This window comes from Bacillus sp. FG16 (genome assembly GCF_057809515.1).
Genome location: NZ_JBMDKC010000127.1, coordinates 1 through 13,518, shown reverse-complemented (window position 1 = coordinate 13,518; position 13,518 = coordinate 1). Strand labels below are relative to the sequence as shown.

Annotated in this window: 12 protein-coding genes, 2 pseudogenes and 1 riboswitch; of the genes and pseudogenes, 10 read left to right on the top strand and 4 right to left on the bottom strand. The window is 39.7% G+C overall.

The genetic code is table 11. The features are described from left to right. The first annotated feature begins 379 nt into the window (after positions 1-379). From ACODS7_RS28405 to ACODS7_RS28390, 4 genes are all read left to right on the top strand, one after another. Positions 380-787, top strand: a complete 408-nt coding sequence (locus tag ACODS7_RS28405) for a MerR family transcriptional regulator (protein ID WP_000285639.1) — start codon at positions 380-382, stop codon at positions 785-787. A gap of 119 nt (positions 788-906) precedes the next feature. Then, positions 907-2,235: a hemolysin family protein gene (locus ACODS7_RS28400; protein ID WP_000402255.1), complete on the top strand. Its 1,329-nt coding sequence runs from the start codon at positions 907-909 to the stop codon at positions 2,233-2,235. Positions 2,236-2,287: 52 nt separating this feature from the next. Then, positions 2,288-2,701: an ATP synthase subunit I gene (locus ACODS7_RS28395; protein ID WP_048564570.1), complete on the top strand. Its 414-nt coding sequence runs from the start codon at positions 2,288-2,290 to the stop codon at positions 2,699-2,701. 198 nt (positions 2,702-2,899) lie between these two features. After that, on the top strand, positions 2,900-3,448 hold the full coding sequence (locus ACODS7_RS28390) for a DUF2179 domain-containing protein (RefSeq protein ID WP_016080887.1): 549 nt from the start codon (positions 2,900-2,902) through the stop codon (positions 3,446-3,448). 122 nt (positions 3,449-3,570) lie between these two features. On the opposite strand, the gene ACODS7_RS28385 is transcribed toward ACODS7_RS28390, so the two are convergent. Continuing rightward, positions 3,571-3,810 (bottom strand): DUF3923 family protein, encoded by a 240-nt coding sequence (locus ACODS7_RS28385; protein WP_088114780.1) that lies wholly within the window; start codon positions 3,808-3,810, stop codon positions 3,571-3,573. A gap of 76 nt (positions 3,811-3,886) precedes the next feature. Then, positions 3,887-4,285 (bottom strand): hypothetical protein, encoded by a 399-nt coding sequence (locus ACODS7_RS28380; protein WP_086406947.1) that lies wholly within the window; start codon positions 4,283-4,285, stop codon positions 3,887-3,889. A 279-nt stretch (positions 4,286-4,564) separates the two neighbouring features. Here ACODS7_RS28380 and ACODS7_RS28375 point away from each other — a divergent pair, with 279 nt between their 5' ends. The 4 genes and pseudogenes from ACODS7_RS28375 (at position 4,565) to ACODS7_RS28360 (ending at position 10,839) form a co-directional block, all read left to right on the top strand. Next, on the top strand, positions 4,565-5,479 hold the full coding sequence (locus ACODS7_RS28375) for a tetratricopeptide repeat protein (RefSeq protein ID WP_098629766.1): 915 nt from the start codon (positions 4,565-4,567) through the stop codon (positions 5,477-5,479). A gap of 42 nt (positions 5,480-5,521) precedes the next feature. Further along, positions 5,522-5,644, top strand: a pseudogene (locus tag ACODS7_RS28370) (class I SAM-dependent methyltransferase); the annotation flags it as partial. A 147-nt stretch (positions 5,645-5,791) separates the two neighbouring features. Then, complete coding sequence (locus ACODS7_RS28365; RefSeq protein ID WP_243168384.1) at positions 5,792-8,287, top strand: collagen-like protein; 2,496 nt, start codon at positions 5,792-5,794, stop codon at positions 8,285-8,287. A gap of 20 nt (positions 8,288-8,307) precedes the next feature. Next, on the top strand, positions 8,308-10,839 hold the full coding sequence (locus ACODS7_RS28360; RefSeq protein WP_243168385.1) for a BC_3345 family exosporium-associated protein: 2,532 nt from the start codon (positions 8,308-8,310) through the stop codon (positions 10,837-10,839). A 73-nt stretch (positions 10,840-10,912) separates the two neighbouring features. Here ACODS7_RS28360 and ACODS7_RS28355 read toward each other — a convergent pair whose 3' ends face one another. Beyond that, complete coding sequence (locus tag ACODS7_RS28355; protein ID WP_000945246.1) at positions 10,913-11,056, bottom strand: hypothetical protein; 144 nt, start codon at positions 11,054-11,056, stop codon at positions 10,913-10,915. 96 nt (positions 11,057-11,152) lie between these two features. Then, positions 11,153-11,295: riboswitch (cyclic di-AMP (ydaO/yuaA leader) on the bottom strand. Positions 11,296-11,333: 38 nt separating this feature from the next. Further along, positions 11,334-11,795 carry a GNAT family N-acetyltransferase gene (locus tag ACODS7_RS28350; RefSeq protein WP_016080892.1) on the bottom strand — a complete coding sequence of 154 codons (462 nt, stop codon included), beginning with the start codon at positions 11,793-11,795 and terminating at the stop codon, positions 11,334-11,336. Between the two features lie 209 nt (positions 11,796-12,004). Here ACODS7_RS28350 and ACODS7_RS28345 point away from each other — a divergent pair. Both ACODS7_RS28345 and ACODS7_RS28340 read left to right on the top strand, forming a co-directional pair. Next, positions 12,005-12,252: pseudogene (locus ACODS7_RS28345) on the top strand (GlsB/YeaQ/YmgE family stress response membrane protein). Positions 12,253-12,315: 63 nt separating this feature from the next. Beyond that, positions 12,316-13,437 carry an AI-2E family transporter gene (locus ACODS7_RS28340; protein ID WP_016080893.1) on the top strand — a complete coding sequence of 374 codons (1,122 nt, stop codon included), beginning with the start codon at positions 12,316-12,318 and terminating at the stop codon, positions 13,435-13,437. Positions 13,438-13,518: the final 81 nt, after the last annotated feature.

Sequence of the window (13,518 nt, the reverse complement as noted above, 5' to 3'; positions counted from 1 at the left end):
ATAACGTTTTTTTGTACTTGGGGGTAGTAAAAAGGCTTAAGTTGATGGGCATGTGCATAAGCCACCATGGAAGTAGGTATTCTTCATTATAAAAATGAGAAATGATTGTCTTTTTCATATTAATTTCCTCCTATACAAGCAATCATTATTAGTAGGATATGCTTTTAAATAAGAAAGGTTAAAAGGTGCAGACAATGTAGTGATTAGGTAATAGTTTAGTAATTTTATTGTATGAGTGTAGATTACTCGTATTGAATAATAATAGCTGGAGATTGGAATTATGTATAAATTGTGAATAATAAACCGTCACGTTTGACTGTACAGTTTATGTGTTGTATGATGTAAGTAATATAAACAAGGGGGGAAGATCGTTGGGAAGGTGTATCGAATCGGACAGTTGGCTCTCATGGCTCACGTGTCGAAACGAACGATTGATTATTATACGAATCTAGGTATCTTAAAAGCGGAGCGATCTCAATCTAATTATCGCTATTACGACGAAACAGCATTTGAGACATTACAATTTATTGAGAAGTGCAAAGAAATGCATATGCCGCTTTGTGAGATTAAAGAGAAAATCGAGGAGAAGAAGAAGCTGCTCGGTATCAATGAACACGTTTCGAAACAAGTGAATGAAGTGACAGACCATATTCATCGATTAGAAGTGGAGCTTACAGAGTTAAAGCCGCTTTTAGATGAATTGACTGATTCACAACGTGAAAAAATATCGAAATCTTTATCTGGTCAAACGACAGCTTTAATACAGACACTTGCTCTATTATTATAGAATAGGTGAAATCCGACCTCTTTAATTTTTGTATCGGGCTATGTTTTCTAACAAACAAATAAGAAAACATTATAGTATACAGGAGGTGGACACCTTAGTTTTTTAACTAAGGGGATTCATTGGAAATATTTAATTTAGTCATGGTTGCGATTTTAATCGCATTTACTGGATTTTTCGTAGCAGCAGAGTTTGCGATTGTAAAGATACGTTCAAGCCGTATCGATCAGCTTGTTGCGGAAGGAAAACGCGGTGCTTTAGCAGCGAAAAAGGTAACAACAAATTTAGATGAATATTTATCTGCTTGTCAATTAGGTATTACAGTTACAGCTATGGGATTAGGTTGGTTAGGTGAACCGACAATTGAAAAGTTATTACACCCGTTATTTGAGAAATGGAACTTAAATCCTTCTATTTCATCAGTATTAACATTTGGTCTTGCTTTTATGATTATGACGTATTTACACGTTGTAGTAGGAGAATTAGCTCCAAAAACGATGGCAATTCAAAAGGCTGAAAGGGTAACGTTATTATTGGCAGGTCCATTAATGATGTTCTATAAAGTAATGTATCCATTTATTTGGGTATTGAACGGTTCAGCTCGTGTGATAACTGGTTTATTTGGTTTAAAGCCAGCTTCAGAACATGAAGTAGCTCATACAGAAGAAGAATTACGTCTTATCCTTTCAGATAGCTATGAAAGTGGCGAAATTAATCAGGCTGAGTACAAGTATGTAAATAACATTTTTGAATTTGATAATCGTATTGCAAAAGAGATTATGGTACCGCGAACAGAAATCATTGGTTTCTACCTGGAAGATTCAGTAGAAGAACACATGAAAGTAATCCAAAATGAGCGATACACACGTTATCCGATTTTTGGAGAAGATAAAGATGATATTATCGGTATGGTCAACGTAAAAGATTTCTTTATTCGATATATGACCGAGGATCAAAAAGATTTATCATCTATTCGCTCGTATATGCGTCCGATTATTGAAGTGATGGAAACGACTCCAATTCACGATTTATTACTTCAAATGCAGAAGAAGCGAATTCCGATGGCTGTTTTATATGATGAGTACGGAGGAACAGCCGGAATTGTAACGCTTGAAGATATCTTGGAGGAAATCGTCGGCGAAATTCGTGACGAATATGATGAAGATGAAGCACCACCAATTCAACATGTGAACGAGCAACATATCATTGTTGATGGAAAAGTGCTTATCTCAGAAGTGAAAGATTTATTTGGATTACACATCGAAGAAGATGATGTAGATACAATCGGTGGATGGATTATGATGCAAAATCATGAAATCGAAGAAGGACAACACGTTGAGGCAGAAGGTTATGAATTTAAAGTGTTAGAAAAAGACGCTTACCAAATTAAACGTGTTGAAATTCGTAAGATGGAACAAGAACAAGAAGAAGAGAAAGCAGCAACTGTGTAAGTTGCTGCTTTTCTTCTAAAGTACAAAAAATGAGAACTTAGGAGCGGATATTTTGATTCAAGAAGCCTTACGTGTATATCGATTACAATTGTATGTGATCTTTAGTGGTTTACTACTTATGTGGACGATTACTCCGTTTGGAAAACAAGTGACAGGGTTTGGTATTGGATTAGCAGTAAGTGCCTATTGTCTTTGGTTATTAGCTCGCAGAGTGGAGAAGCTTGGAAAAAGTATTGTAATGAAGGAAAAGGCTCCTGGATTAGGAGTTTTAAACCGATTTGCAGCTGCTATTTTAGGAGCTATCATCATGTATGAAATTGAGCATGAAATGGAAATGTGGGCATTCGGTACAGGTATTTTAGGTGGTCACTTTTTAATGATTGCAAATTTAGCTTATGCAAATATGCAGTTAGTGAAAGAAGAAGAGAAGCAAAGGGAAAATGCTTCGAAAAACATAGAGCTATGATGAAAGGGACCTAATCGGGTTCCTTTTTTAGTTTAGCGATATTATACAAGTAATCAAATTAACGACAAATATAATACGCTTCTTTTTTGCGTTTTTCAATAGTATGAAAAATAATAAAAAAATTTTAAAAAACCCATCGATTTCTAAAGCTTATGTATGTTATTATGACAAAAGACTTTTTGAAAGAGGTGGATACCAATGTTACAAGCGCTACTTATTTTTGTGCTTCAAATTATTTACGTTCCAATATTAACAATCCGTACGATTTTGCTTGTAAAGAATCAAACAAGATCCGCTGCTGGCGTAGGATTGTTAGAAGGAGCTATTTACATTGTCAGTTTAGGTATTGTATTTCAAGATTTATCAAATTGGATGAACATCGTTGCCTATGTCATTGGCTTTAGTACGGGACTGTTATTAGGCGGTTATATAGAGAATAAATTAGCAATTGGTTATATTACGTATCAAGTTAGTTTGCTAGACCGTTGTAATGAATTAGTAGATGAATTACGCCATTCTGGATTTGGTGTTACTGTATTTGAAGGTGAAGGAATTAATTCTGTACGTTATCGCTTAGATATCGTCGCAAAGCGTTCTAGAGAGAAAGAGCTTTTAGAAATCATTAATGAAATTGCACCGAAAGCGTTTATGTCTTCGTATGAAATTCGTTCGTTTAAAGGTGGATATTTAACGAAGGCGATGAAGAAAAGAGCGTTAATGAAGAAGAAAGATGAACATGCATCGTAAAAAAGAGGAGTAGTGCTGCATTAAAAGCGCAGTATAAGTCTAAATGTAAAAGAGAGGAATCTATTTTGATGTAGATTCCTCTCTTTTTTTATGAAAAATATTCATCTGTTAATTCAAAAAAACTAAATCGTATAATTATGTTTTTTACTTATTCTCAAATTAATGATTAGCCATATAATTTGAAAAAATACCGGTATGATAAACGTGATTAATAAAACGATAAGTGATATTGATTTAATTTCAGGTGTTTGAATAACACCAGCACCATCAACATCTCGTAGCCAAATAATAGCGGCCCATATTCCAAAAACGATAATCCAAAATATGTTACCAATCCACCAAGAAATCCATTGTTTTTTCATGTTAGCACCCCTTACATTTACCAACCGTTAAAAGGATATTTTCGTTCGTTGCATTTATAATGAAATAACTATAAAATTAGTTTTTCTTAACTGTATATCGAACTTGTTTAAAGGTTACCATTTCTCCATCATCATTATCATCTTTCGTTTGCAAAAGTTGAACTTTTGGTTTGTAGTCTGTCCTATGAGCGTGTTCGATATCTTTAATGTTAAGCTTGTAGGATTCACCATTCTTTAGCTTTTGTTCCAATACTTTTTTATTAGCAACATAAATAAAAGTTACTTTATTTTCATCAATGCCTTTAGTTTTAATTTCTAATTCATTATCTTTTGCTGTAATCGTTGGTGTTAATAATTCCATACTGCCTTTCCCGCTTTCTAAAGAATTCTCTGCTATAGTTGAACATCCTGATAATATGATTCCAGTGAATAGAAGAACAGCTAACTTCTGTTTCATAACATCCCTCAATTCCATGTGATTTTTGATTTTGGTATTGCTAGATTACTAGTGTGGAGCGTAAATGTTTAGTTAGTACCCTCTTAATTGTACCATAATATGTAAAATGAAACAGGATGTATATCCAATTTAAGGGAGAATGAAAAATTTACTGATTGTTGTAAATTCGTATGTTTTAGCTTCTATTTCAATCGAAATGTAGACGAGAGAAAGAAATTTTTTTATAGAAATTATAATTTTTACATTTTACAATAATGATAGGGAATAGATGAATTCATTTACTTCGGAGGTAGTTATTTGAACATTAATGAGAAGGCAATTGAAATGTTTGAACAAAATAAATATGAGGAAGCAATGGAACTGTTTCAACAAGCAGTACATGAATCTAGAGACGTACAATCTCTCAATAATCTGGCTTGGATGTACTTTTATGAGGAAGAGAATGATGATAAAGCTCTTGAATTAATAAGAGAAGTTGTTAAGTTGAATCCTTCTTCATACTTTCCTTATAACATCTTAGGGGACATTTACATGAAACAAGAAAAATGGACAGAAGCGAAAAAAGCATTACAAAAGTCTATTTCGATTCAACCATCAGATGAAGCATATCATAATGTAGCTGTAGCGCATTATAACCTTGGAGAGTTGGAAAAAGCTTCAGACTTTTTCTTACGAGTTGCAGGGGATTCGGACTATATCATGTATAACTATGTAAAATGTTTAATTGATTTAGAACGAACGACAGAAGCAAAAGAGAAGTTAGATACTTTTAACAGGGAATCTGATAATTTTTTAGGGGAAATTAATGTAGCAGATTTATATGTTGAGTTGAATTGCTATAAAGAAGCAATTGAATGGTTCGAAAAGGGATACAAAGAATATTGGAAAAGCCCAAATTGGATTGGTAGATTTGTGTATGCTCTATATAAAACGAATAATTTCTCCCGTATAAATGAAGTTATACGGGAATCTATCGAAGCGAAAACAGCAGAAATAGAAGATGTTCAGAATGAAGAAGTAGAAGAAAACTGGACAGAAAATGATAAGAAAGAGTTAATTGAGGAATATACAGAAGAGAATAATTGTTATAAAACAATGGTAGAACGTATCAAATCTGGATACGTTCCAGGATTAGAATTTGAAACTGATTATATAAGGGCTTGCTATTTATTTGGTTGTAAAAGACATAATCACCTTGAATATGAAAAATAAAAAGATTCGACTGTCACAGATGATGGTCGAATCTTTTTATTAATAGAAGAACCTGAACCATCGAGCTCACTTGATGAAGAACTAGCTGAGCCGTCTACGAAATACTATTCTTTATATAAAGCTAGGATGGTGCCAAATACTTTTATTATTAAGGCGAGAAAGTAAAGTGTTTTATAAAAAGCAGCCTATCGTTTCAAATAAATGAAATGATAGGCTGCTTTATTTTTTAAAAAATAAGGTCAGAGGTGTACTTTTTTTATAAAAATGCATTTCATATAAAAAGTGTAATTATTTTTTGGGAGGGGGATTGTTGTGCGTCATCATAGAAATTGCAAAAAATTCGGAGTGGCACTGCCTCTTCCGCTTATAGGAGCAACTGGCCCGACAGGTAATAGTGGTCCAATCGGTCCAACTGGAGGGCATGAAGGTCCTGTTGGCCCTACAGGGGTGACTGGACCGACGGGAGCAACTGGGCCCCAAGGTCCTCAAGGTATCAGGGGGATACAAGGTCCCCGAGGGACAACAGGAGCCCAAGGAATACAAGGAGCTATTGGTGATACAGGAGAGCAAGGTATAACTGGCTCAACTGGTCTCCAAGGTGCTCAAGGATTAATCGGAAACCAAGGTCCAATTGGTGATATTGGAGTACAAGGATTAGAAGGAATACAAGGAGCTACGGGTCCTGTTGGTAGTCAAGGTATACAAGGCACACAAGGAATACAAGGGGAAATAGGTGAGCGGGGACAAACGGGAGCACAAGGAATGCAGGGAGAGAGAGGCGAAACTGGAGTCTCAGGTGTAACTGGCCCCCAAGGTCCTCAAGGTGTTCAAGGAATACAAGGGGAGCAAGGGGCTACTGGTATACAAGGAGAAGACGGCCTCCAAGGGATACAAGGAATTACTGGAGAGGAAGGCCCACAAGGAGCTCAAGGAATACAAGGTGAAGTGGGGCCAACTGGTTCTACTGGAATGCAAGGTGCCCAAGGTATAAGTGGAATAAAGGGGATAACAGGTGCAATAGGTTTACAAGGTCCACAAGGTGCGCAAGGAATACAAGGTATAACGGGAGCAACAGGCTTTCAAGGGATAAAGGGAATAAGAGGTATAACGGGAGCGACGGGTAGTATCGGTATTCAAGGCTTAGAAGGACCACCGGGCGGTCCGATGGGAACAACCGGTCCAATTGGTCCATCTAGTGGAGTGACTGGTCCATCAGGTCCACCCGGTCCACCAGGAGGTCCAACGGGTCCAACGGGAGCGACTGGTTCAATAGGTGTAAGCGGAGGGATAGGTTCAATTGGAGCGCAAGGAGTGCGAGGTATAACCGGTCCAACAGGTCCTCAAGGTGTAAGGGGAGCACAAGGTTCCCAAGGTGTAGTTGGAGCAGTTGGAGTACAAGGGGCACAAGGTCCTCAAGGTAACCCAGGTATAACTGGTCCAATAGGTGCAGAAGGTTCTCAAGGAATACAAGGTCTGCTGGGAGTAACTGGTCCAACTGGTGCAGAAGGTCCTAAAGGTATTCAAGGTGTAATAGGTCCAACTGGTGCACAAGGAATGGTGGGAATACAAGGCGTAGCTGGTCTAGCTGGTGTTACAGGAGCGGAAGGAGCTCAAGGTGCACAAGGAATCCAAGGAGCAACTGGTCCTGCTGGAGCACAAGGTATACAAGGAGTTCAAGGGATACAAGGAGAAACAGGAGCAGCTGGAATACAAGGTCCTCAAGGGGTTCAAGGGATACAAGGGACTACCGGATTGACAGGTACACAAGGTGCCCAAGGTCCTCAAGGAGTGCAAGGAGTAATAGGTCCGACTGGAGCTATTGGTTTGCAAGGTCCTCAAGGATTACAAGGGATAACGGGTCCAACAGGAGCGCAAGGAGTGCAAGGAGTACAAGGAGTGCAAGGAATTATCGGTCCAACAGGTGCACAAGGAATTAGAGGACCACAAGGGAATACAGGGGAAAACGGTATAACTGGCTCACAAGGAGTCCAAGGGGCGCAAGGTAGTCAAGGCCCCCAGGGCCCACAAGGGAATGTTGGAATTACTGGTGCAACGGGTGAAACTGGAGCTACTGGAGCAACCGGGGCAACTGGACCACAAGGTGTGCAAGGAGTGCAAGGGATTACGGGAATACAAGGAATAACGGGAACGACAGGCAATACAGGTGCAACTGGAGTAACTGGAATACAAGGAATACAAGGCGTCCAAGGATTGCAGGGCCCAACTGGATTAATAGGAACGACAGGGATTAGTGGTAGTACAGGGCCAGTTGGAGCGCAAGGTAGTCAGGGGCAAAACGGAGCGGTTGGACCTACAGGTGCAACTGGTAGCGTAGGAGCAATAGGCTTCTCGGGAATAGTAGGAGCGACTGGAGCGACTGGTTTACCTAGTGGGGGCGGTTATTTCTTTTCCACTGCAACGAGTGCAATTGCAGCGAATGCGCTAATACCAATCAATTCTGGTTCTACAATTTTTGGATCAGGAATTAGTTTAACAAGTGCAACAACTGTAACGTTGAGTACGCCGGGAATATATTTAGTAAGTTATTATTTTCAAGGTGATCCAACTAGTGGGAATGAAACGATTTCAGTAAGGCTGACGTTAAACGGAACACAAGTCGCAGGGAGTTTTATTTTTTATGTTACAGCAGGTTTTGTATTGGAACCAGCGATTTCTAATATGATGATAATTCAAGTTACTTCTTCAAATTCCACCTTGTCATTACAAAATGGTCCATTAGCTATTGGGCATGTAACGACATTAGCGGGAGTAATAACAGCTAGCTTAAACATATTACAAATAGTTTGATGCGTTACAAACGGGAGGAGATGCTTGTGAAGAATCAAGATAAGTGTAGTAAGTTTCAAGCACCTATTCCTTTTCCACCGCCAGGTATTACGGGGCCCACTGGACCAACCGGTCCAACCGGTTCTTTAGTTGGACCGACTGGACCACAAGGAATACAAGGCGTACAAGGTCCAATCGGTCCAACTGGTCCTCAAGGAATACAAGGAGTGCAAGGGGTGCAGGGAGAAAATGGTCCAACAGGCCCAACTGGTTTAACTGGACCACAAGGTTCTCAAGGTAATCAAGGACCTATGGGAGAACGAGGGCCACAGGGAATACAAGGTGTTCAAGGAATTCAAGGTGAAAGAGGTCCGACTGGTCCAACTGGTATTCAAGGGATACAAGGAATTCCTGGTCCAATTGGTCCAACTGGTTCAACAGGAATACAAGGCATACAAGGAATACAAGGCATACAAGGAATACAAGGTGAAATCGGTTTAACAGGTCCAACAGGAATACAAGGTATACAAGGAGTGCAAGGAGAAAATGGTCCAACCGGTCCAACTGGAAATACTGGTATACAAGGTGTGCAAGGTAATTTAGGAAGTAGTGGTTTACAAGGTGTAACAGGAATACAAGGAATACAGGGTCCGATTGGTCCAACCGGCCCAACGGGTTCTCAAGGGATTCAAGGGGAACAGGGTCTAATAGGGCCACAAGGAGAAACTGGTGTTCAAGGTTTACAAGGTCCCCAGGGAGAAATGGGGCAGGTAGGTCCAACAGGTTCTCAAGGAATCCAAGGAGTGCAAGGTGAAATCGGTCCAACCGGCCCAACTGGTTTACAAGGTGATCCCGGTCCAACCGGCCTGACAGGAGCAACTGGGATAACTGGTCCGACAGGTTCTGCAACAGGTCCCACAGGAGCAACAGGTCCAACGGGTCCACCGGGAGGCCCAACCGGTCCAACCGGTCCAGCAGGATCACCAGGGGGTCCAACCGGTCCGACTGGAGCAACAGGGGCAACAGGGGCGACCGGAGCAACAGGAGCAACTGGAATCCAAGGAGTGCAAGGAGTACAGGGACCAACAGGAGCAACCGGTTTAACAGGTTTGCAAGGAGTGCAGGGACCAATGGGGGCAACAGGTCCAACGGGTGATCAAGGCATTCAAGGTCCACACGGGATACAAGGAGTAACCGGCCCGGCAGGTCCGCAAGGTCTACAAGGTATACAAGGAACAATCGGCCCAACAGGTCCGACAGGTCCACAAGGAGTGCAAGGGGCACAGGGGCCAATCGGTCCAACCGGCCCTCAAGGGATACAAGGGATACAAGGTGAGCAAGGAGTAAGGGGAGCGACAGGTCCAACTGGTTTACAAGGTCTACAAGGAATCCAAGGTCCGAGTGGCCCAACCGGCCCACAAGGAGTGCAAGGAATCCAAGGTCCGAGTGGCATAACAGGCCCAACCGGTCCACAAGGAATTCAAGGTATTCAGGGACCACAAGGAAGTATAGGTCCAACCGGTCCTCAAGGAATCCAAGGAGTGCAAGGTCCCCAAGGTCCAACCGGCCAGACGGGAGAAACGGGTCCTCAAGGAATTCAGGGAATACAAGGTCCAATTGGTCCAACGGGTCTCCAAGGAATTCAGGGGATACAAGGAGTGCAAGGTCCCCAAGGCCCAACTGGTCCAACCGGCCCTCAAGGTCTACAAGGAATAACCGGTCAGGCCGGCCCAACCGGTCCAACGGGAGCAACCGGCCAGACGGGAGCGACGGGTCCCCAAGGTCCACAAGGAATTCAAGGACCACAAGGAGAAACGGGTCCAACGGGAGCAACCGGCGAGGCGGGAGAAACGGGTCCCCAAGGAATCCAAGGGATCCAAGGTCCACAAGGGATAACCGGTCCAACGGGAGCAACCGGCCAGACGGGAGAAACGGGTCCCCAAGGCCCACAAGGAATCCAAGGTCCACAAGGGATAACAGGGCAGGCGGGAGCAACCGGCCAGACGGGAGCGACTGGTGCAACTGGGCCGACCGGAATACAAGGCATACAAGGAATCACTGGAGCAACAGGGGGAACGGGGGAAACGGGTCCAACAGGTGCCACGGGTCCAACTGGCTTGACAGGAGCAACCGGATCATCTGCTATATCGACAGGTGGCGGATATTTCTTTTCTACATCAACAAGTACAATTGCTGCAAATGCCAACATTCCAATTAATTCAGGGTCCACTGTATATGGCACTGGTGTATCTTTAACTAGTGCTACGACAGTCACAGTAGCGACGCCAGGAATATATTTAGTAAGCTACTATTTTCAAGGGGATGCAAATGGGGGGAATGAGACAGTGTCTGTTAGATTGCTATTAAATGGAACGCAACTAACAGGGAGTTTTATACAAAACGTAACGACATCAACTGTAGTAATCGAACCAGCCATTTCAAATACACTTCTTGTGAATGTAACGAGTGCTAATTCAACATTAATATTACAAAATGGCCCGTTAGGTGTAGGGCATGTGACCACTATAGCAGGTGCAATTACGGCAAGTTTAAATGTAGTGAGAATTTTATAAAGAATATAAAAAACACAAGAAATGTCTTTGTAAGACACACCTTGTGTTTTTTAATATTAAATAAACATTTTCTTTATCTTTTCGGCTGAAAAATATGTTGAAAGAAGTATTTGTGATGTAAGTTATCTACAACTTTATTTGCTTGATATGTGCGATGTTGTTCTAATCGAAGTCTTTGCTCCATCATTTTTATTGCATGATCAGATAAACGTAACATAATACATTCTCCTTTTCTATAAATATAGGTGACTATTTGATATCGATCCCATATTTATAATTAAGGAGGCAAAATGTGTAACATAGGCAAAAAGCACCTTCCTCTCCCATTACGCTTACGAGGTTAGCTGTCGGACTCGGGAAGTGAGAGTTTCCCTACTTAAAAAAGATTCGCCCCAAGTAGCATAGCTACAAAAGTGGTTCCCCCGCTCCAAAAATTGGACTCAGCAAAAGGTTTTATAAAGTAAAAAATAACATAAAGGAACGAACAAGTCAAATTATTTTGTGTTTTCTGTCTTTTTGAGTTGTGTAAGAATCATACCGTCAGGAAGTATTGTATCTGATACTGTAATGAATCCGTGTTTTTTATATAAATTAATAGCAGGGGTATTCGCTTTACCCGTTTGTACAATGTATGTCATTGAAGAAGGGAACATGTTAAATATATAAATTAGGAGTTTCGTTGCGATTCCTTTTTGAAAAGAATCGGGCGATACAACTAACCTGTGGATATCGATTAGTTTTTCTTCTTGTACAAAAGAAATAAAACCGACAAGTTTATTTTCAGAAAAATATCCATAGAATGTTTCAACGCAACTTTGAATATCGTTTACAGTATCATATAAACGAGGTATGGCAGTACTATTTAAGTAGTCCGCTTCAACTTTATAGGCTGGAATTTGAACTTGTAAAATGGATGTTGCTACTTCAAAAGAACAGGAGTTTAACTTAAGAATCATAGAAAATGAAGCCTCCTTTAAATATGGTATATTAATATATTTTCTTTATGGGTGAGTTTGACAATATTTTTCTTTTTTGCATATAATATATGTATCTCCATATGTAAAATAGTAGTAAGTATATTTCTATAGTGAAATATGATTAGCAATGATAAATACATATGTTTGTATTGAATCATACAAACTATAATAGAAATGGAGGACTAAAAATGGGATGGATTATCACATTAATAGTTGGTGCTATTATAGGTGCAATTGCTAGTTCTATAACAGGTAAAAATTTCCAGGTGGTATGTTCGGAAATATTATCGCAGGTTTATTAGGTGCTTCGTTAGGTGGTAGATTATTTGGATCCTTTGGGCCATCATTTGGTGGGATTCATGTCGTGCCAGCATTATTAGGTGCAATCGTGTTAATTCTTATTGTATCATTTGTAGTGAAAGCTGCAAGGAAATAGAGATATAGATTATGATGAAGAGCCCTGAATAAGGGCTTTTCATCATTCGAAGAGGTGGTTTCATTGGAGAAAATAAATATAAGAAAAAGAGATAAGTTAAGAAAGTTTTTTAGAGAACAAAATTATTTGGCGGTATTACTTGGATTTGCGTTATTGTTCATTAATATTTTATTGCTAACAAAAATATCATTTGTTTTTACACCGTTTATCGTATTTTTAAAAACAATTTTCTTCCCAGTACTATTAGCGGGCGTACTATTTTATATTTTGCATCCATTCGTTTCGCTTTTAGAAAAGAAGGGTGTTTCAAGAATTGTATCGATAGCTTCCATATATTTAATCGTACTAGGGTTATTTGTATTTTTAGTTGTAACGGTTATCCCTATTATTAAAGATCAAATTGATGCATTAATTGATAACTTACCGTATTTCGGCCATGAGATTGAACGAGCAGCACGTAGATTTGGGGAAAGTAATTTACTCGGTAAAATTCAGGAGAATTTAAATATTAATGTTGCGAATATGGTAAAAGAATATACAGTTGATTTTACAAAGTCATTATCATCAGTAACTGGGAATGTAACTGGATTTTTGAGTACTGTTACAGAGGTTGTTTTAACATTTGTAATGGTTCCATTTATATTGTTCTATCTTTTAAAAGATGGCGAACAATTGCCGAAGCACTTCTTAAAGTTCATTTCAGAACAAAGACAACCAGCAGCAATGAGAATACTAGATGATATGCACTATGCGATTAGCTCGTATATTAGAGGGCAGATTATCGTGAGCTTGTTTATCGGTATTATGTTATTAATCGGTTACCTTATTATCGGTATTAAATATGCTGTATTACTTGCTATTTTAGCGATGATTGTAAATATCGTTCCGTACGTAGGGCCAATTATCGCTATTACACCAGCGTTAATTATCGCATTTATCGACTCGCCAGCAATGGTGTTAAAAGTAATCATCGTTATGATGGTTGTACAATTAGCAGAAGGTAAGTTTATTTCTCCGCAAGTAATGGGGAAAAAGCTAGATATTCATCCGATTACAATCATATTTATCATTTTAACTGCCGGAAACTTATTCGGGATTATGGGCATTATTTTAGCCATTCCAGGATATGCGATATTGAAAGTGTTAGTTACGCACGGTTATAGATTTGTTAAGTTGAATACATGAAAAAAGAGCTAAAACAGTGGGAACTGTTTTGAAGTGACCCCTAAAAGTTAGACACGGTTATTTCATTAGGCAGCTTGATAA

Coding starts and splice junctions, on each gene's coding strand:
- ACODS7_RS28360 (WP_243168385.1), top strand. CDS start 8,308: ATGCTTGTGAAGAATCAAGATAAGTGTAGTAAGTTTCAAGCACCTATT.
- ACODS7_RS28380 (WP_086406947.1), bottom strand. CDS start 4,285: ATGGAATTGAGGGATGTTATGAAACAGAAGTTAGCTGTTCTTCTATTC.
- ACODS7_RS28390 (WP_016080887.1), top strand. CDS start 2,900: ATGTTACAAGCGCTACTTATTTTTGTGCTTCAAATTATTTACGTTCCA.
- ACODS7_RS28350 (WP_016080892.1), bottom strand. CDS start 11,795: ATGATTCTTAAGTTAAACTCCTGTTCTTTTGAAGTAGCAACATCCATT.
- ACODS7_RS28385 (WP_088114780.1), bottom strand. CDS start 3,810: ATGAAAAAACAATGGATTTCTTGGTGGATTGGTAACATATTTTGGATT.
- ACODS7_RS28355 (WP_000945246.1), bottom strand. CDS start 11,056: ATGTTACGTTTATCTGATCATGCAATAAAAATGATGGAGCAAAGACTT.